Origin of the sequence: Corynebacterium sp. HMSC05D08 (genome assembly GCF_001807215.1) — a bacterium.
GTDB lineage: Bacteria > Actinomycetota > Actinomycetes > Mycobacteriales > Mycobacteriaceae > Corynebacterium > Corynebacterium striatum.
Genome location: NZ_KV788284.1, coordinates 15564 through 34081 on the forward strand (window position 1 = coordinate 15564; position 18518 = coordinate 34081).

Here is an 18518-nt window from a genome sequence, read left to right on the forward strand (position 1 = left end):
GCCTGCTTATGTTGAACAACTGCGTCTTTTAAACTGTCTGGGGAATGTAAATAACCTGCCAAAATTCTGGCTTTGGGGTTCTATGCAGCGCTTTCTAGGTTGACGCGTCATGCATAACTCACACATTCTGGGTTGTATGACTAATCCAGATAAGAATCCTAAGACGGAAGAAGGTGCGGTTGCTGCTTCAAACTCGCCAGCAGTAACTTCCGACGAGTACCAGACCGTCGACGAGAAGCTGGAATCAGCATCTGCGACGAGTCAGCTGCAAGACATGCTCGGCAATGAGGACTTCGCTCCCCACGAGATGACCGAGCCTGAAATTGAAATAGCAGCCGATGACGATGCTCCAATCGACTGGACCATCGTCGGCATCGCTGGCGTGCTCATTGCCGCCATCGTTGCGTGGGGCTTGGCTGCTCCGACCAACTTCGCAAACTTTGCTAGCGATGCACTGAGCTTCGTTGTTAACGACTTTGGTTGGGCCTACGTCCTCTTCGGCACGATTTTCGTTGTATTTGTTATCTTCATCGCCGCCTCCAAGTTCGGCACCATCCGCTTGGGCCATATCGATGAAGAGCCTGAATTTTCTACGCCTTCCTGGATCGCGATGATGTTCGCAGCCGGCATGGGTATCGGCCTGATGTTCTACGGTGCTTCTGAGCCGCTGAACTACTACCTCAACGGTGTTCCGGGCCATGAGCCGAAGGAAGTCGGCACTGCGATGGCTACGGCCATGTTCCACTGGACGCTTCACCCGTGGGCTGTTTATGCCATCGTTGGTCTCGCAATTGCATACTCGACCTTCCGTATCGGCCGCAAGCAACTGCTGAGCCAGGCATTCGTGCCTCTCATCGGTCAGCGCGCTGCTGATGGCTGGGTTGGCAAGATCATTGACATCCTGTCAATCTTCGCCACCGTTTTCGGTACCGCATGTTCCCTGGGTATCGGTGCAACCCAGATCCAGGCTGGTATCCAGGCTTCCGGCCTCATCGACAACCCATCCCAGAAGGTCGTCGTTGGCATCGTCCTCGTGCTGACCCTGGCCTTCTTGCTTTCCGCAATGTCCGGCGTGGGCAAGGGCATTCAGTATGTCTCCAACGCCAACATGGTTATGGCCGCACTGCTTGCCATCTTCGTGTTCATCCTTGGTCCAACTGTTTCCATCCTGAACCAGATTCCGGGCTCCATCGGTAACTACCTGAATGCGTTCACCGAGATGATTTCCCGTACTGCTGAGTCCAACAACGGCGAAGCAGGCGAGTGGCTGTCCTCCTGGACCATCTTCTACTGGGCATGGTGGGTCTCCTGGTCCCCATTCGTCGGTATGTTCCTGGCACGTATTTCCCGTGGCCGTTCCGTCCGCGAATTCTGCATCGGCGTCATGCTGATCCCGGCTGGCCTTTCCACCGTGTGGTTCGCCATCTTCGGCGGTACCGCAATCCACATGGAGCAGAATGGCAACTCCATCTCCGGCGAGTCCTCTGAGGTTGAGCTGTTCAATTTGCTGCACAACCTGCCTGGTGGTTTCATCGCCGGCATCATTGCAGCTATCCTGCTCGCAACCTTCTTTATTACCTCCGCTGACTCGGCTTCTACCGTTATGGGCTCGATGTCTCAGAATGGTGCATCCAACGCCAAGCCATGGCTGTCCGCAGCATGGGGCGTTGCCACCGCGGCTGTTGGTCTGACCCTGCTGCTGGCTGATGAGAACTCCCTCTCCAACCTGCAAAACGTCACTATTGTGGCTGCACTCCCATTCCTCTTTATTGTTGTTGGCTTGATGTTCGCCATCTACAAGGCGCTCAGCAACGACGTCATTTACTTGGAATACCGCGAGTCCCAGGCATTCCAGCGTAAGCTGGCACGCGAGCGTCGTCTGCACCGCGAGTACCAGCGCGCAGAAGAGCTCAAGAAGCGTCGCCAGCAGCGCAAGAAGGCACACCACAAGCACTAGGCGTTCCAAAGCTCCGCACAGTGCGTATTGCGCAGGAGAATCCTCCTTCCTTAGCCCATCCCTTGACCGGGGAGACTGGGGGAGGGGGATTTCTTTATGCGTGGCGTCAAGGCACCCTTAACGCGCACTTTGTCTACCGGCTTCGATAGAGTGGTGTGCATGACTGAGTCAGTAGTAGTTAATGTTGCTTGGCCTTATGCCAACGGACCCCGCCACATCGGACACGTGGCCGGATTCGGTGTTCCTTCGGACGTCTTCGCTCGTTTCCAGCGAATGCGTGGCCGCAACGTTCTCATGGTCTCGGGTACCGATGAACACGGCACTCCGCTGCTCGTGCAGGCTGACAAAGAAGGCGTGACCGTCCGCGAGCTTGCTGACCGTTACAACCGCCAGATCGTCACGGACCTTGCGGGTCTGGGATTGTCCTATGACATGTTCACCCGCACCACGACCCGCAACCACTACTCGGTGGTCCAGGAGCTTTTCAAGGGTCTCTACGAGAACGGCTACATGCTTAAGGAGACCACCCAGGGAGCTATCTCGCCGTCGACTGGCCGCACCCTGCCTGACCGCTACATCGAGGGCACCTGCCCAATCTGTGGCGCTGACGGCGCTCGCGGCGACCAGTGCGATGAATGCGGTAACCAGCTGGATCCGGTTGACCTCATCAACCCAGTGTCCAAGATTAACGGTGAGACCCCGGAATTCATCGAGACCGAGCACTTCCTCCTCGACCTGCCTTCCGTCAAGGACGCTCTCGAAGCGTGGCTCAAGACCCGTGAGGACTGGCGCCCGAACGTCTTGAAGTTCTCCCTCAACCTGCTTGAGGACATGCGCCCGCGCACCATGACCCGTGACATCGACTGGGGTATTCCAATTCCAGTAGAGGGCTGGGAGGAGAACTCCGCTAAGAAGCTCTACGTGTGGTTCGACGCGGTCATCGGCTACCTGTCTTCTTCCATCGAGTGGGCACACCGTACCGGCAACCCGGATGCATGGAAGGACTTCTGGCAGAACGACAATGCTCGCCACTACTACTTCCAAGGCAAGGACAACATCACCTTCCACTCCCAGATCTGGCCGGCCCAGCTCTTGGGCTACGCAGGCAAGGGCGCCAAGGGTGGAGATCTGCATAAGTATGGCGAGCTCAACCTGCCTACGGAGATTGTGTCCTCCGAGTACCTGACCATGTCCGGCTCGAAGTTCTCTTCCTCGAAGGGCGTTGTCATCTACGTCAAGGACTTCCTCGCGGAGTTTGGCCCGGATGCGCTGCGTTACTTCATTGCAGTGGCTGGCCCAGAAAACAATGACACCGACTTCACCTGGGATGAGTTCGTTCGCCGAATCAACAACGAGCTGGCCAACGGCTGGGGCAACTTGGTAAACCGCACCGTGTCCATGGCGCACAAGAACTTCGGCGAGGTTCCTGCACCGGCTGCTTTGGAGGACGCAGATAAGGCCATTCTGCAGCTAGCTGAGGACACCTTCGCCGCCGCAGCCGCAAACCTTGAACAGTCCAAGTTCAAGCAGGCCATTACTGCCATCATGCACGTGGTGGGTGAGGCCAACGCCTACATCGCAGCGATGGAGCCATGGAAACTGGCCAAGGACGAGACTCAGCGCGAGCGCCTTGCCACCGTCTTGTGGACCGCACTGCAGGTGGTCTCTGACTGCAACGTCATGCTCACGCCTTTCCTGCCGTTTACCGCGCAGAAGGTGCATGAGACCCTAGGTCGCGATGGTGTATGGGCTGCCCAGCCGGAGATCCAAGAGGTCGTCGATGACATCCCAGTTGAGCTGGTTGGCGTGGGTCTGCCACCGGAGAACCACCCGTACCCAATCATCACGGGTGACTACACCGCACAGCAGGCCACGTGGCAGCGCGTCGACGTGGTTCCTGGCACCTCATTGAGCAAGCCGAAGCCACTGGTGGCCAAGCTTGACCCAGAGCTCGCCGAGACTGGCCCAGAGTGGGCGCCAGTTCAGAAGTAGGATGCGGCAAAGCCGTAGCATCGCGACCGCTTTCGCGTTTGCGGTAGTAACCCTCACCGCGCTTAATCTGCGCTCGGGAATCGCCTCGGTGGCTCCCGTGCTCGGGGACTTAAGCGCGGCTTTCGGCATTGGCCCGGCCAGCGCGGGAATTCTCACGGCCCTGCCGGGATTGTGCTTTGCCGCGATGGGGTGGGCAGCAGTCCCTATCGCGCGCCGCTGTGGGCTCAGCCCCACCCTGCTTGCAGGCGCCCTCGCCTTGCTCATCGGCTTGGCGGCCAGACCCTGGGTCAACAACTTTGGGGCCTTCGTTGCACTGACATTCTTGGTCGTTGGCGGCATCGCCGTGACCAACATCCTGCTGCCTGCCTGGATTAAGACCTACGGCAGCCGCCGCACGATGGTGGCGCTGATGACTACCTACACCACGGTGTTGGGTCTATCCAGCGCCCTCGGACCGTTGTCCGCGAACCTCGCAGCATGGCGCACCTCTTTGTTCCTGTGGGCCATTCCTGTGGTGCTGCAGGCGGTGGGTTGGTTCATTGCCACCCGCCACGTGGGGTTTGACCCAGTGGAGCCTTCCACAACAGGCAACATTCCTCTGCGGCGTTCGCCCACCGCCGTCGCGCTACTGTTCTTCTTCGGCCTGCAGTCAACCATGGCCTACGTGCAGATGGGCTGGCTGCCCACCATGCTTGTCTCGCGTGGCGTCGGAAGTGGAACTGCTGGAGTCTCACTTGCCCTCATCGGCGCTTTCAACATCATTGGCGGACTAGTGATGCCGGTGCTCATCGAGCGCCTGCGGGATCTGCGCCCGGTGCCTCTTATCCTTGCTGCGACCACAGCTGCGGGCTGGATTGGCGTGCTGGTCAATGCGTCAGCAGCGCCGTTGATTTGGGCGAGCCTCATGGGGATTGGCGGAATGTGTTTCCCACTCGCACTGGCCCTGCTCGCAGCTCGCACCCGCGAGCCAGCGGTGACGGCGCGGTTATCGGGGTTTGTCCAACCAGGCGGCTACCTCTTGGCGGGTGGTTTTCCCTTCATTTTTGGCCTCGTGGCTCAGGCAACCGGCGGATGGTCGGTGAGCCTAGCGGTGCTCATTGCCCTCACAGTTGCGATGGCCGTGGCCGGTGTAGCCGCCGCGCGGCCGGTCTACATCGACGACGAGCTTCTATCGAAGTGACGCTGCAGGTGCACTAGTCCAAGGCGAACGCCATCCTTGGTGTGGATATTCGGCATGCGTCCGGTTTCTTCGAATCGGAACTTCTTGTGCAGCGCGATCGATGCCTCATTGGTGTCCACGATGTAGGTGATCATCGTCTGCACGTAGTCATTTTCCTTGGCGTCATCCATGACTGCGCACATGAGCTCGTTGCCCACGCCCTTACCGCGTGCAGACGGCGCCACATAGACGGAATTTTCTACGGTGCCCCAGTAGATTGCCGGGGTCACGAACTGGAAGTATGCTGCCCAGCCGATGATTTCATCGTCGTCGACAGCCACAAAGACGGGGTATCCATCGGATTCCATCTGCTCGAGCCAAGCGATGCGGTCCTCGACGGATTCTTGCCACGTGACCAAGTTGGCAGCCGGCCTAGCGGCCGACGCGGCGTTGTAGATGGAGGCGATTGCGGCGGCGTCGGAAAGCGCGGCGGGGCGAACGTGCATGGATTGATCCTTAAAGCATGAGCTGCAAGTGAGTGAGGTTGAGCCAATGTCCCATCTTGTAGGACACCTCTTTGAACGTTCCTACATTGGCAAAACCGAACTTCTCATGCAACTTGATGGATGCGACGTTGGTGTCCACGATGAGCCCCAGCAGCGTATGCACTTTTTCATCCGCGCGCGCCAGGGAAACGAGCTCACCTAAAAGGGCGGTGCCCACGCCTCGGCCTTGGGCTGCCGGATCCAAATAAATGGTGGTTTCGTAACACCCTTTCCACACGCTTGGGTCGCGGTAGGGGTGATACATGGCCCAACCTAAGTGCTGAGGCTTTTCGCCTGGCGTCTCAGGCTCGGTTTCTGCAACCAGCCACGGGCAGCCATCAGCGATGTTCTGGCGCAGGTATTCTTCGCGCTCGGCGATGGTTGCTTCGGTGTCGCGGAAGATGAAGTCGGTCTCCCGGATGGCCCAGTTGAGGCACTCGGTCATCGCGGGGACGTCGGCGAGGGTGGCACTGCGGATTTGCATGCGTTCCAGATTACAATTGCGTACATGTCTAAAAAGAAGCCACGCCCAGTCCCTGTTCCAGCAGAAGGCTTGACGCAGCTTGTCGACGCCCATACGCACCTAGCCTCCTGCAAGGACCCAGCCGCCGACATCGTGTCCCGCGCCGGTGCTGCAGGGGTGTCGCGCATGGTTACGGTAGGTGATGGTTTGGAAGAGGCCGAGCGTGCGCTCCAAGCGGCACATGAGTTCCCCAACGTGTGGGCAGCCTGCGCCATCCACCCCACCAAGGCCGACACACTCGATGCCGCGGCGCGGAAGCGGCTGGAGGAAATGGCTGCGGACCCACGCTGCGTGGCAATCGGGGAGACCGGCCTCGATACCTATTGGATTAAGCACGAGCCAGAGTCCACCGCACCCCTTGACGTCCAGGAGGAGGCGCTGCGCTGGCACATGGATTTGGCCAAGGAGGCGGGCAAGGTCCTCATGATCCACAATCGTGAGGCGGACGCGGAGCTTCTGCGTGTGCTTGGCGACGCCGAGAATGTCATGCTCCATTGCTTCTCCTCACCGTTGGACGTGGCGAAGGAGGCCCTGGCACGCGGTTGGGTTCTTTCCTTTGCCGGCAACGTGACGTTCAAGCGCAACGAGGAGTTGCGTCAGGCGGCGGCTATTGCTCCGGCGGGGCAGCTACTCGTGGAGACGGATGCTCCGTATATGACTCCCGAGCCCTTCCGCGGTGCGCGCAACGAGCCGACTTTCATCGGTCATACGTATAACTGCATTGCGGAAGCTCGGGGCATGGATGTGGAGGATTTGGTTACAGAAGTTAACCAGACGTTCAACTCCGTGTTTGGTTTGTGACGATCGTCATATTTAGTATTTGTCCTGGTCAACCGTAAAACACGTGTTGGGTGTTGCGGTAGTGTTCCAAGTGGCGTGGCGAAAGGAATCGCTCTCGACTGGACGCTGCTGTTATCGTATTGTTATTGAAGATTTGCTCAACGCGCTACCGTCCCATGGTTGGCCCCACGCCTGAGGGCCTAGCGCGAGACATCATTCGTTTTGAGAGAGTTACATGAATCAGATTAAGCGCATCAATTCTTCCCGTTCCCTTCCACTGCGTCTTGCCACCGGCGGTGTGCTCGGCACTTTGGCAGTGGGCGGTGTGGTCGCTGTGTCTGCGCAAAAAGACATCACCCTTGACGTCAATGGCGACAAGATTGAGCTCGCCACCTTCGCGGGCAACGTCGATGAGGCTCTGCAGGCTGCTGGCGTCAACGTCGGTGGTGAGGATCTGGTCTACCCGGCTCCTTCTGAGAAGGTCGCTGACGGTGACAACATCACCGTGCGCACCTCCAAGCCGGTGGCCGTGTCTATCGACGGCGTCAAACAGCAGCTTTCCTCGACCGACCTCAAGGTTTCGGATCTGTTGGGCAACCTTGATGGTATCGCCCCAGGTGCGGCTATTACCTCCGGTGATAAGAAGGTAACGGGTGATGACAACCTGACTGAGGGCATGGAACTCGAGGTTGTCTCACCGAAAATCGTCAAGATCAATGACGGCGGCAAGATCACCTACACCAACATTGCGGCCAAGACCGTGAAGGACGTCATCGAAGAGCGCGGCATCGACGTTGATGAGGATGACCGCGTGTTCCCGTCGATGGATACCCCGATCGTCAATGGCATGTCCATCAAGGTTGACCAGGTTTCCACCACCTTCTACGACGCAACCGAGGAATTTGAGGCGGAGCCTACCTTCGTTGACGATCCTGAGCTTGAAGAGGGCAACGAGGAAGTGCGCGTGGAGGCAGTCAAGGGCCAGCGCAACGTCACCCGCAAGCTCGTGATGAAAGACGGTGCCAAGGAGTCTGACGAGATAGTCAAGGAGAAGGTCATTAACGAGCCGGTCGCTGCGACCATCGCCCGTGGCACCAAGAAGCCCGCCGCTGGCGCCGCAGCGCCAGCCGTGGCTGACGGCAGCGTATGGGATTCCCTCGCGCAGTGCGAGTCCACCGGTAACTGGGCCATCAACACCGGCAACGGTTTCTCCGGCGGCCTTCAGTTCACCCCGTCCACCTGGGCTGGCTTCGGTGGCACCGCTTATGCTCCTGAGGCATGGCAGGCAACCCGCGAGCAGCAGATTGCTGTTGCGGAGAAGGTCCAGGCCGCACAGGGCTGGGGCGCATGGCCTGCATGTACCTCCAAGCTGGGCCTGCGCTAAACGCCCCTTCTGGGCTGGCCGAATTTGGCCACCGCAGCTAGACCTGAATCGCTTTCCTGAAACAGCCCGCTTATGCGGGCTTTTCTGATTTTGTGAACTACTCTGAATTGCATGACTGAACCCAAACTGCTCGGACCCGTGGAAATTCGCCAACTGGCCGAGAAGCTGGATGTAACCCCCACCAAGAAGCTTGGTCAGAACTTCCTGCACGACCCAAACACTATCCGCCGCATCGTTGCCGCAGCAGACTTACAGCGCGACGACCGCGTGGTTGAGGTAGGACCTGGCCTGGGGTCTTTGACCTTGGGCCTGCTGGAAGCAGTCGATGACCTCACCGTGGTGGAGATCGATCCGCGCCTAGCGGCGCAGCTGCCGGACACCATTGCTGAGCGCGCGCCGGAGCAGGCGGGCAACCTCCGCCTCATCGAAAAGGATGCGTTGCGCATCGCGCCGGGAGAGCTGGGAGAACCCACGGCCCTTGTGGCGAACCTGCCTTATAACGTTGCAGTTCCGGTTTTGCTGCACCTGCTGGAGCTGTATCCCACCATTCGACGCGTGCTGGTGATGGTGCAGCTGGAGGTCGCTGAGCGCCTCGCCGCGAAGCCCGGTAACAAGGTCTACGGTGTGCCCTCCGTGAAGGCCTCCTTCTACGGCACCGTCCGCCAGGCGGGAACCATCGGCAAGAACGTCTTCTGGCCCGCACCCAACATCGAGTCCGGTTTGGTTCGCATCGATTGCTTCCAGGACGCCCCGTGGCCTATCGACGATGCGACGCGTAAGGCAGTTTTCCCGCTTGTCGACGCCGCCTTCGCCCAACGCCGCAAGACCCTTCGCGCGGCTTTGTCCGGCCACTTTGGCGGCGGCCCGGCGGCGGAGGAAGCCCTCGTGGCGGCGGGCATTGACCCACGGTTGCGCGGCGAGAAGCTCGCGGTAGAAGACTTCGTGCGTTTGGCAGGTATCAAGTGATTCTGAGAGCACGCGCCCACGCGAAAGTAAACTTGCACCTCGGGGTCGAGGCAGTTCGCGACGATGGCTTCCACGAGCTGGCAACGGTGTTTCAGTCCCTCGATATCAGCGACGAGGTCTCTCTTGAGGTTCACGCCGACGAACCGACCACCGGCCCAGTTGTTGCCGCGCTGCACGCCAGCGGCACCTATGCTGCCGGCGTACCGGAAGATGAGTCCAACCTGGCCTGGCGCGCTGTCGAGGTGGTGGCCCGCGCTGTGCGAGCCGACCGGCAGGTGGCTCTGCCGCGCGTGACGCTGCACCTGCAGAAGGGAATTCCTGCCGCAGGCGGCATGGCTGGCGGCTCGGCGAACGCCGCTGCGGCCCTGCGCTTAGCTGCGCAAGCTTTCGCAGACTTTTGTGAGCTCAGCGAGGACAAGCTTTACGAGCTGGCCGCCGAGCTGGGCTCCGACGTGCCTTTCACGCTCATGGGCGGCACCGCCTTGGGCACTGGGCGCGGCGAGCAGCTAGCACCCATGATGACCCGCGGCACCTACACGTGGGCGATTATCACCAACGCCGAGGGCTTATCGACGCCGGCGGTCTTCCACAAGATCGATGAGCTGCGCGCGGCGGGGAAGGGTAGCACCCCTGCGATGGATACATCAGCGGTAGCCCAGGCGTTGATGAGTGGTCAGCCGCAACAGCTGGCGGCTGCGCTGCGCAACGACCTCCAGGCCGCCGCCGTGTCCCTGCGGCCAGACCTGCGTAAGATTCTCGACACTGGCAAGGCCGCCGGTGCACTGGCCGGGATTGTCTCCGGTTCCGGCCCCACCTGTGCCTTCCTCTGCGAGGATGAGGAGACCGCCGGAGAAGTGGTTGCGCAAGTCATGTTTGACAACAAGGGCACCCGCGGCATTGTCACGCACTCGCCGGCCCCAGGTATCGAGATGCTGGGCTGATTAGCCCACTTGAGATCGACTGAGATAGACAAAGGCGCCGTCCCATTGAACGGTGCCTTTGTCTATTTCCTAGCTAGAGCGGAGGGGGCTCTACAGCGCAACCTTAGAGGACAGCCATCTCGGTCGGCTTGATGTCCAGCTTGAAGCGGTTGATCTCCTTGCCCTCGAACAGGTCGATGACAACGAGCTCCTTTTTGTTGGCGTCGGTGACGTAAGCGTAGCCGTCAACGGACTTCAGGATCGGTCCAGGCAGCTGCCACTCTTCGTTCTCGCGCCACTCGGAGATAGCGTCGATCTTCTTGGTGACCTTGCCGGATTCCGGATCGATGACGTTGAGCTTGCCGTCGTAGGTCAGAACCAGTGCCTCGCCCAGCGGGCCGCGGGCCAGGGAACGGAACCAGTAAGAAGATCCAAGCTCAACCTTCTTGGCGGAGTAGTCCTCGGTGTTGATGAGGGAGACAGATGTTGGGCGCTCGAACTCGGCGTCCTTCTCAGTCTTATTATCAGCGAGGATGATGTCAGACTCTTCGGAACCAGCGGAGTTACCGGAGCGCTGGTAGCCGTCCTTGCCAGCGTAGGAAGAAACGTCGATCTTATGGAACTCCTTGCCGTCGAAGACGACAGGGCCGTCCTCACAGCCGAAGAAGAGCTTTCCGTTACCAGCGGTAGCCTCACCGTGGACGCCAGGGCACTTGGTGGTCTCAGTCAGGACCTTGCCATCCTTGTCCAGGTGCTGAATGGTGTGGCGCTCGTCCTCGGTGCCCTTGGTCATAACGACGGAGCCATCCTTGAGCGGAACAGCCACACCGTGGTGAGCCTCGCCGGACTCGAAGGTCTTAACGTCCTTTGGATCAGCAATCTGGTCGGTTGGTACGACCTGTGCGGTGCCGTCACCATCGGAGAAGAGCGCGGTGAAGCCGTCGTGGTGAACCACGTGGCCTGCGTGCGGTGCCTTGTACTCGGCGTCGTCAAGCTTTGGCTCAGCGGTGTAGTAGTGGTTGTGATCGCCGTGCGGCTTGGTGATGAGGCCGGTGTCGAAGGTGAGGAACTTGTCGCCCTTGGTCACCATGACGTGACGGTCATCGCCAGCGTTAGACAGGCGCAGGAACGCAGGCATATCCTCTTCCGCGATGACCTTGCCGGTCTTGGCATCGTAGGTCTTCAGGCCACCCTCGTGGGAGAGTACGACGCGATTAGGCAGCTGGGCAACCTCAGTCTCGCCCTCGCTGGCTTCCATGCCGTCGTGGGAGTGGTCATGTCCCTCGTGCTCATGATCGTGAGCCTCCTCCGCAGCGGAGGTTGCCGGAGCAGCCTCATCAGCTGGCTTGGAGCAGGAAGTAACAAGAAGCGCGGTCGCGGAGACAGCGGCGAGAATTGAAAGCGCAGATTTCTTCATAACACTTTAGGCTATTTAGAACGATATTCATTTGCAATACTCGCGGAAATGAGGGGGTACTCCGGTCTAGGCATTAAGATGGGACAACGTTATGGCGAACCTTATTAACTTGGAAAACGTATCCAAATCTTTCGGCCTCCAGACTCTCCTTGATGGGGTATCACTCGGCGTGCAATCCGGTGACCGAATCGGAATCGTTGGCGTTAACGGCGGCGGTAAGACCACGCTTCTAGAGGTCTTGACTGGCATCGAGCCACCAGACGAGGGGCGCGTTTCCCACAACTCCGATCTACGCATGGCTGTGGTGACGCAACGCTTTGAGCTTGACGACGCCCTGACCATCGCCCAGGTCATCATCGAACCGCTCGGCCTCGAAACCTTTGAGTGGGCCTCCAACGCCAAGGTACGCGACGTCCTGGGGGGCCTCGGAATTGTGGAACTCGGCCTAGAGACCCAAGTGGGCTCGCTCTCGGGTGGTGAGCGCCGCCGCGTGAATCTAGCCGCAGCGCTCGTACAGGAACTCGACCTCGTGGTACTCGACGAGCCGACCAACCACCTCGACGTCGAGGGCGTGCAGTGGCTTGCGCAGCACCTGCTGGGCCGCAAGATTGCCGTCGTGGTGGTCACTCACGACCGCTGGTTCCTGGATACCGTCGCCACCACCACCTGGGAAGTGCACGACGGTGTGGTCGACCCCTACGAGGGCGGTTACAACGACTGGATCTATGCCCGCGCCGAGCGCGCCCGCCAGGCCGACGCCATGGAACAGCGCCGCCAGAATCTCGCCCGCAAGGAGCTGGCCTGGCTGCGCCGAGGTGCGCCGGCTCGTACCTCCAAGCCGCGTTATCGCATTGAGGCCGCCGAGGCCCTCATCGCGGACGTCCCCGCGCCGCGCAACAAGGTTGAGCTCATGGCCTTTTCCAAGCAGCGCCAAGGCCGCGTGGTTATCGAACTCGAGGACGCGACCGTGGCCACCCCCGACGGCCGTGTGCTGGTCGACCATCTGACCTGGCGCCTCGCGCCGGGTGAGCGCATCGGCCTGGTCGGCGTGAATGGTTCCGGCAAGACCACTCTGCTGCGCGCTTTGGCAGGGGAGCACTCGCTCGCGGCAGGCAAGCGCATTGAGGGGCAGACGGTGCGTCTGGGTTGGCTGCGCCAGGAACTCGATGACCTCGATCCGGAGCGTCGGCTTATCGACGCCGTGGAGGACGTCGCTACCTACGTCCAGCTTGGCAAGAAGGAGCTGAGCGCCTCGCAACTGGCCGAGCGCCTCGGCTTCTCTGCCAAACGCCAGCGCACCCCGGTGGGTGACCTGTCCGGTGGCGAGCGCCGCCGCCTGCAATTGACCCGCGTGCTCATGGCCGAGCCAAATGTTCTTCTGCTGGACGAGCCAACCAATGACCTGGACATTGATACCCTTCAGGAGCTCGAGTCGCTTCTAGACTCGTGGCCCGGAACGATGGTGGTCATCTCGCACGACCGCTACCTCGTAGAAAGGATCGCCGACAACACCTATGCGCTGTTCGGCGACGGCAAGCTGACTAACCTGCCGGGAGGAATCGACGAATACCTGCGCCGCCGCGCCCAGCTCGACGCCGCCCAGAATTCCGGTGTCCTGAACCTGGGCGGTAAGAACGCGGACGGAACTGCTGCCGATACGGCCAAGACCAAGGGCGACGGAGCCGGCGGCACTGGCACCGCGGCGCCAAAGCGCCTGAGCTCGCAGGAAGAACGCGAGCTGACCAAGAAGATGAACGCACTGGAACGCAAGATGTCCAAGCTCGACGAGCAAGCGGAGAAAGTGAGTGCGACCATGGCAGAAGTTGCCGCTGCGACGGTACTCGATACCGAGCAGCTCACTAAGCTAGATGCGCAGGTCAAAGACATCACCGCGCAGCGCGAGGAGCTGGAAATGGAGTGGCTGGAACTCGGTCAAAAGCTGGAGGGATAAGCCTTTGGGCAAGCGGGGCGTCGTCAAGCATGCCTCCCCCTGCCGTATAACGATGCGGTTGCGATCTGCCGAACAGCGTTCAATGCGGTGTCCTCATACCGCGTAGCTGTGGCACGGTGGAGGTCATGAACATCTCGCGCCGCATCCTCCCCGTTACAGCCGCACTTGCCTTGACCATGGGTGGGCTGGTGCCAGCCCAGGCACAGGTTCAGCTCCCGCCACAGGTCCAAGAGCTTTCCTCCCAGCTGCCAGCGGGTAGCTCGCAAATTGAGCTGCCTGCACAGGCATACGACCTCGCCAAGCAGTTCAACATTCAGCTGCCGCCGTTTATCAAGCAGCCAGCCCCTGAGGTGGCCCACCAGCTGGTTAGCGCCACGAACGCGCACCTGCGCAAGCAGGGCCATGTTGAAGACGGCAACGCGCGAAACATCGCGCAGGAGTGGGCTGATCACGGCGCAGCGGGAACGCTGACCTTCCACGGCAATGCCGGTGATGGCCGCACCCACCTCAACGAGGGCAGCGGCAACGTCTACCGCCTGAGCATCCAGGAAGCACAAGACCGCCTCAACTGGCTCAACCGCGACGTCCCAGTTACCCCGGGACCTAGCAAGCACTTTGGCGTGGCCACCAGCTTCGACGGCTCGAACGTCTACGTTGCGGAGTACTTCTTTAACTAGTCTTTGCTTCTTTATCTACTAAGGACGACGGGTGCACTGATCCGACCCACTGCGCGGAGCAGAAAGGCAGGTCATGACGGGAGCATGGCGGCGTAGTTTCCGGGTACGTAAGATGGTCCCCATGATTTTGATTAACGTAAAATTCCACGTAAAGCCCGAATATGCAGAGACCTTCCTCGAGGAGATCGACTGGTACACCCAGGCTTGTAATGCGGAGTCGGGTTGCCTGAACTTTGATTGGTACCGTGATCCGGAGGACCGTCAGCGCTTCCTCCTCGTTGAGGCTTATGCTGATGGCAAGGACGTGGATCATGTCCAGGGCGAGCACTTTAAGCGCTCCTGCGAGGAGTTCCCGAAGTACTTGCTGGAGACCCCGGAAATCATCAACGTCCACATCGACGGGAAGACCGAGTGGGACCGCATGGCCGAGTACAAGGTGGAGTCCTAAGACACTCGCTTAAAAGCAATCCGCCTCCCTGCACCGTGTATACAACCACGCAGCGCAGGAAGGCGGATTTTTCTATGGGCGTTTTAGGTTGCGACGTTGAGAAGAATGATAATAAGGACTGGCGGTACTAGGAGACCTGCGAGGATAAACCAGGCCGTTTTCTGCCCAAAGTTGAATTGGGAAGAACCGCTGGGAAGGGGCACCATCGCGCGGGTATCTGTGGGGTCGTAGTAGAACAATCCGTAACGAAGCTTGCCCGCTGTAGAGGAGTCAGGAAAGTTTTCATCCAGCTTTTTATTTATGCTATTCAACCTGAACATGAGCCAGACGCAAGCCATAAGGATGGCAACGACTAAGCAGGGGAAAATTAGCGGTCTAGGGCCGCTGAGAAAGATTCCAGTGAGCGCGAACGCCGTGCAGATTGCCGTTAGTGCAAAAAACCAAAAGCTTAACGCTGGAAGGATAGCAGCGGAGTGAGCACGGCTACGCTCGATATCAACCGCAGAAGACTGCGAATAGCTGCCTGTGGTTGTCTTGGTGCTTTGTTGCGTTATGCCGATAGTTACTGCTGAAACAATCGTCAGAATAATAGGAACAAGCACAGCAAAACCAATTGCATTGCGATAGGTCTTTGGCATCCATGCATCAGGTTCGTCTCGACCATTGAAATGCTTGGGCAGTGGGTCTGGGAGACTATCCCAGCCGGCAATCACTACGATTGCGGCGACTAGCGCAAGCGCTGCCGTGGCGGCCAACCAAATCCATTCTTTGCGTGGAGCTGTCAACAGGAAGTTCCTCGTGTGCGCAGTTTCTTACCTAAATCCAAAAACAGGATAACGAAAAGGCGGACGGTCCGCTGTAAGAGACCGTCCGCCTTTTGCGTTCTAGGAGCTTTGGCTCAAGAACTTCTAGATCTGGCACTTGGAATCCAAGTTCTTGTCGTAGTTGGAATACTGCAACAAGGCGTAGTGGAAAGCCAATGCGTATTCCGAAGCGCCTTCCGGAAGCGGGTGAATGCCGTCGGAATAGAGCAAGTTCGGGTTGCTCTGTGCGTGGGTGCACCAGTCAGCAAGGTAGACGTTGTCGTACTTTTTCGCAGCATCGATGACGTCGCGTTGGGACTGTGCCATCCATCCGCGGTCGCCATAAGGAACGGCCATCACGATGGTGTGGTCTGGGCCGATGAGGTCAACGACTTCCTGAATCTGGTCAGGGAATGCCGGGCCATTGGTACCGAAGCCAAGGAAAACCGTGGAGCGCAGCTGGCCAGAATCCTTGAGCTGCTGAATGATCGGGATAGCTGCTGTGTAGTGGCGGGAAACGTCGGCGTCGACGTAGATGCCTGGGTAGCGCTGCTGCAGTGCCTCGGAGGCAGCCAACATCACCGAGTCACCGATGGCGGTAATTTCATTGCCGGTTGGCATCGGACGGCTGGTATTTTCTTCTGGGCTCGCTGGAGCTGCCGCAGCGCCAGGGTTGCCCTGGTTGCTTTGCGTGTTCTTCTGCTGCAGCATCTCGAGCTGCTGCTCCAGCTCAGATTTATCGCTGGAGATCGCCAGCGCGTAGCCCACGCCCACTAGGGAAGCGACGACGATCAACGGCACAAACGGCCAAAAGGCCTTGGCAAATCCGTCCTTCATCTCGGAGATCGAGGGGCGGGCCGCCCAGTAGCCAGTCCACGTCTTCTTGTAACCGCCGCGGCGGAAAGGATTCTCCACGAACTGGTAGGAAAGCTCTGCCAGCAGGAAGGAGATCGGTATCGCGACAAGGCCCAGAATCCACGGCTTGTCGGAGGAGTGGTTTCCGTCGAAAATCGCGCGCAAAATCATCACGACCGGCCAGTGCCACAGGTACAGCGAGAAGGAACGCTGACCCAGCCAACGCATGACGGCAGTGCTGAAGATCCATTTGAGAGGACCGAATTCGCGGACGACGCCCCAAATCATGAGCGCGCCGAGGACGCTTGTCAGCACCAAGCCGCCGCGATAGGTGAAGTCTGCATCGTCCGGCATTAGGAACAGTTGCGCGATGTAACCCGCAAGCGCTAAGAAGCCAATCGTTCCTGCCAGAACACGCTCGGACTTTCCGGGACTTGCCCACGAGTCAGCCCCGGGATCTTCCTTGGTGCTGGTGAGCATCAAAGAAAGGATTGCGCCAATGAGCAAGCCGAAGGCGTGGGTATCGGTGCCGTAGTAGACGCGCGTTGGGTCCTCACCAGGAACGTAGATGAGCCACATTGCCACGCCGGACGCGATGGCCAGAATTAACGAGACCGCAATTGGGAGTCGGCGGGGTTGACGCCGGGAAATGGCGAAAATGGTGAAAATGAGCAGGGGCCAAATGACATAGAACTGCTCTTCAACAGCCAACGACCAGTAGTGGGCAAAGACCTGAATTTCGTTGTCAGCAAAGTAAGACTGCGAGGTGGCAATCTGTGTCCAGTTATTGACGAAGAAGAACGTGCCCAGGAACTGCTCGCGGATTCCTACTGCTAGATCACCGCCGATGAGACCAACGATGGACGTGCAAATGATGAGCACGGCCAACGCTGCGGGCAGGATTCGGCGGAATCGTCGGACCCAGAAATCCTTCAAGCTGATGCGGCCGCTGGCGCGGAATTCGCGGACGAGCAGGGAGGTAATCAAGAATCCGGATAGGACAAAGAACATGTCAACGCCGAGGTAACCACCGGGCAGGAAGTCGCCGAAGAAGTGGTAGATGACCACTGCGAGGACGGCTAGGCCGCGAAGGCCGTCGAGGCCCTTGACCTGGCGCAGGCGGGCGCGGCGGTTGTGCTTTACTTCCTTGCTTTCTGGTGGCGTGGCAAGTGCTTCGGGCTCGTGGGGGAAGCTGTCCACCATGACCGGGGTAGCCGGTTTTGCAGATTGCTGCGGGCGCGGCTCATTCTTGGGCGGCTGCACAAATGCCGCTGGGGCAGTAGCGATGCTTGCTTCTTTGGCAGTGGGCTTCGCGATTGGCTTATTGTTCGGCTTGGCGTCTGAGGTCTGCGCAGAACGATTGGGATGCTTCTGTGCTTCGCGAGGAGGCTTCGGTGCCTTCAACTGCTGCTGGGAAGGCGTGCCCACGGATTGCGAGCGACGTGCGAGTGCGCGTGCGATCTCCTGCTCAGTGGCAGCGTGGTTCGCGGAGTTTGCGGTGGCTTCTGCGCCAGCTGCTTTTGCAGTGGTTCCAGGCTTCGCGGCACTCGCTGGGCGGTTCGCCTGTTCTGCCTCTGGCCGTGGCTTTTGCGGCTGCTGTGCTTGAGCCTGGGGCTGTGTCTGCTTAGCCTGAGATTGCGGAGCCTGGGCCTTTGGCTGGGCCTGAGCCTGCGGCTTTCCAGCAGGCTGAGAAGCTTGGGCCGTCTGAGATGCCTGTGCTGCGTTGGCCGGCTTGCCCTCGGGCTGCTTGTTCTTACCGGCATTAGGCTGCTTCGGGTGTTGCTTTGCAGGCGGATTCTGCGCCTCAGCCTTGGCCTTGGTTGCGGAAATACCGGCTGCGGCGGCGCCAGCTGCTGTGGGGCCTGCCTTCGAGGCGCCCTGTTTCGGCGTCTCTGGCTTAGTGCTTTGCTTCGAGGTATCGGGCTTGGCGCCCGTGTTCGGCTGAGCGCTTTGTTGAGTCTTTGGCTGTTGAGTCTTTGGAGCCTGTGCGTTCTGTGGCTTTGGCGCGACAGACGCCTTTTGCGTCTGTGTTACTTGTTGCTTCGTTACCGGCGGATAAATCAGGCGTGGCTTCTTTTTGCCGTCGGCGTTCTTGCCCGCAGCCTTTGCTGCATTCGAACCATCTTTTTCGGATTTTTCGG

General features: G+C 59.4%; 15 protein-coding genes. 10 read left to right on the forward strand and 5 right to left on the reverse strand.

Annotated elements, in window-relative coordinates; translation table 11 throughout:
• Positions 1-136: 136 nt before the first annotated feature.
• The 3 genes from HMPREF3148_RS00360 (at position 137) to HMPREF3148_RS00370 (ending at position 5129) form a co-directional block, all read left to right on the forward strand.
• Complete coding sequence (locus HMPREF3148_RS00360) at positions 137-1957, forward strand: BCCT family transporter (protein ID WP_034657232.1); 1821 nt, start codon at positions 137-139, stop codon at positions 1955-1957.
• A 159-nt stretch (positions 1958-2116) separates the two neighbouring features.
• Positions 2117-3949, forward strand: a complete 1833-nt coding sequence (gene metG, locus HMPREF3148_RS00365) for a methionine--tRNA ligase (RefSeq protein ID WP_034657191.1) — start codon at positions 2117-2119, stop codon at positions 3947-3949.
• 1 nt (position 3950) lies between these two features.
• Entirely contained in the window at positions 3951-5129 is a 1179-nt protein-coding gene (locus HMPREF3148_RS00370) for an MFS transporter (protein ID WP_005530116.1), read from the forward strand.
• Here the strand turns inward: HMPREF3148_RS00370 and HMPREF3148_RS00375 are convergent.
• Both HMPREF3148_RS00375 and HMPREF3148_RS00380 read right to left on the reverse strand, forming a co-directional pair.
• Entirely contained in the window at positions 5099-5614 is a 516-nt protein-coding gene (locus HMPREF3148_RS00375; RefSeq protein WP_005530114.1) for a GNAT family N-acetyltransferase, read from the reverse strand. The two genes, HMPREF3148_RS00370 and HMPREF3148_RS00375, sit on opposite strands and share 31 nt — an antisense overlap.
• A 10-nt stretch (positions 5615-5624) precedes the next feature.
• Positions 5625-6137 (reverse strand): GNAT family N-acetyltransferase, encoded by a 513-nt coding sequence (locus HMPREF3148_RS00380; protein ID WP_005530112.1) that lies wholly within the window; start codon positions 6135-6137, stop codon positions 5625-5627.
• A gap of 24 nt (positions 6138-6161) precedes the next feature.
• Here HMPREF3148_RS00380 and HMPREF3148_RS00385 point away from each other — a divergent pair, with 24 nt between their 5' ends.
• The 4 genes from HMPREF3148_RS00385 to HMPREF3148_RS00400 all read left to right on the forward strand — a co-directional run bounded on the left by HMPREF3148_RS00385 (position 6162) and on the right by HMPREF3148_RS00400 (position 10247).
• Complete coding sequence (locus HMPREF3148_RS00385) at positions 6162-6977, forward strand: TatD family hydrolase (RefSeq protein WP_049159279.1); 816 nt, start codon at positions 6162-6164, stop codon at positions 6975-6977.
• A 214-nt stretch (positions 6978-7191) separates the two neighbouring features.
• Complete coding sequence (locus HMPREF3148_RS00390; RefSeq protein WP_049159282.1) at positions 7192-8340, forward strand: resuscitation-promoting factor; 1149 nt, start codon at positions 7192-7194, stop codon at positions 8338-8340.
• A 111-nt stretch (positions 8341-8451) separates the two neighbouring features.
• Complete coding sequence (gene rsmA, locus HMPREF3148_RS00395; RefSeq protein WP_005530107.1) at positions 8452-9306, forward strand: 16S rRNA (adenine(1518)-N(6)/adenine(1519)-N(6))-dimethyltransferase RsmA; 855 nt, start codon at positions 8452-8454, stop codon at positions 9304-9306.
• The gene (locus HMPREF3148_RS00400; protein ID WP_005530105.1) at positions 9303-10247 is read left to right on the forward strand and encodes a 4-(cytidine 5'-diphospho)-2-C-methyl-D-erythritol kinase; all 945 of its coding nucleotides are present in this window, start codon (positions 9303-9305) and stop codon (positions 10245-10247) included. The genes rsmA and HMPREF3148_RS00400 overlap by 4 nt, the downstream gene beginning before the upstream one ends.
• A gap of 103 nt (positions 10248-10350) precedes the next feature.
• On the opposite strand, the gene HMPREF3148_RS00405 is transcribed toward HMPREF3148_RS00400, so the two are convergent.
• A complete protein-coding gene (locus tag HMPREF3148_RS00405; protein ID WP_005530103.1) occupies positions 10351-11643 on the reverse strand; it encodes an NHL repeat-containing protein in 1293 nt (430 codons plus the stop codon).
• 91 nt (positions 11644-11734) lie between these two features.
• On the opposite strand from HMPREF3148_RS00405, the gene HMPREF3148_RS00410 reads away from it, so the two are divergent.
• From HMPREF3148_RS00410 to HMPREF3148_RS00420, 3 genes are all read left to right on the forward strand, one after another.
• Positions 11735-13594, forward strand: a complete 1860-nt coding sequence (locus tag HMPREF3148_RS00410) for an ABC-F family ATP-binding cassette domain-containing protein (protein WP_070508540.1) — start codon at positions 11735-11737, stop codon at positions 13592-13594.
• Between the two features lie 125 nt (positions 13595-13719).
• Positions 13720-14271, forward strand: a complete 552-nt coding sequence (locus HMPREF3148_RS00415; RefSeq protein ID WP_005530100.1) for a hypothetical protein — start codon at positions 13720-13722, stop codon at positions 14269-14271.
• A 121-nt stretch (positions 14272-14392) separates the two neighbouring features.
• Positions 14393-14719, forward strand: coding sequence for a putative quinol monooxygenase (locus HMPREF3148_RS00420; RefSeq protein ID WP_034657186.1), 327 nt, complete (start codon positions 14393-14395; stop codon positions 14717-14719).
• Between the two features lie 83 nt (positions 14720-14802).
• Here HMPREF3148_RS00420 and HMPREF3148_RS00425 read toward each other — a convergent pair whose 3' ends face one another.
• Positions 14803-15504: a DUF1648 domain-containing protein gene (locus HMPREF3148_RS00425; RefSeq protein WP_157800428.1), complete on the reverse strand. Its 702-nt coding sequence runs from the start codon at positions 15502-15504 to the stop codon at positions 14803-14805.
• Between the two features lie 123 nt (positions 15505-15627).
• The gene (locus tag HMPREF3148_RS00430; RefSeq protein ID WP_100619439.1) at positions 15628-17580 is read right to left on the reverse strand and encodes an acyltransferase family protein; all 1953 of its coding nucleotides are present in this window, start codon (positions 17578-17580) and stop codon (positions 15628-15630) included.
• Positions 17581-18518 lie beyond the last annotated feature (938 nt).

Coding starts and splice junctions, on each gene's coding strand:
- HMPREF3148_RS00360 (WP_034657232.1), top strand. CDS start 137: ATGACTAATCCAGATAAGAATCCTAAGACGGAAGAAGGTGCGGTTGCT.
- metG (WP_034657191.1), top strand. CDS start 2,117: ATGACTGAGTCAGTAGTAGTTAATGTTGCTTGGCCTTATGCCAACGGA.
- HMPREF3148_RS00370 (WP_005530116.1), top strand. CDS start 3,951: ATGCGGCAAAGCCGTAGCATCGCGACCGCTTTCGCGTTTGCGGTAGTA.
- HMPREF3148_RS00375 (WP_005530114.1), bottom strand. CDS start 5,614: ATGCACGTTCGCCCCGCCGCGCTTTCCGACGCCGCCGCAATCGCCTCC.
- HMPREF3148_RS00380 (WP_005530112.1), bottom strand. CDS start 6,137: ATGCAAATCCGCAGTGCCACCCTCGCCGACGTCCCCGCGATGACCGAG.
- HMPREF3148_RS00385 (WP_049159279.1), top strand. CDS start 6,162: ATGTCTAAAAAGAAGCCACGCCCAGTCCCTGTTCCAGCAGAAGGCTTG.
- HMPREF3148_RS00390 (WP_049159282.1), top strand. CDS start 7,192: ATGAATCAGATTAAGCGCATCAATTCTTCCCGTTCCCTTCCACTGCGT.
- rsmA (WP_005530107.1), top strand. CDS start 8,452: ATGACTGAACCCAAACTGCTCGGACCCGTGGAAATTCGCCAACTGGCC.
- HMPREF3148_RS00405 (WP_005530103.1), bottom strand. CDS start 11,643: ATGAAGAAATCTGCGCTTTCAATTCTCGCCGCTGTCTCCGCGACCGCG.
- HMPREF3148_RS00410 (WP_070508540.1), top strand. CDS start 11,735: ATGGCGAACCTTATTAACTTGGAAAACGTATCCAAATCTTTCGGCCTC.
- HMPREF3148_RS00415 (WP_005530100.1), top strand. CDS start 13,720: ATGAACATCTCGCGCCGCATCCTCCCCGTTACAGCCGCACTTGCCTTG.
- HMPREF3148_RS00420 (WP_034657186.1), top strand. CDS start 14,393: ATGATTTTGATTAACGTAAAATTCCACGTAAAGCCCGAATATGCAGAG.
- HMPREF3148_RS00430 (WP_100619439.1), bottom strand. CDS start 17,580: ATGGTGGACAGCTTCCCCCACGAGCCCGAAGCACTTGCCACGCCACCA.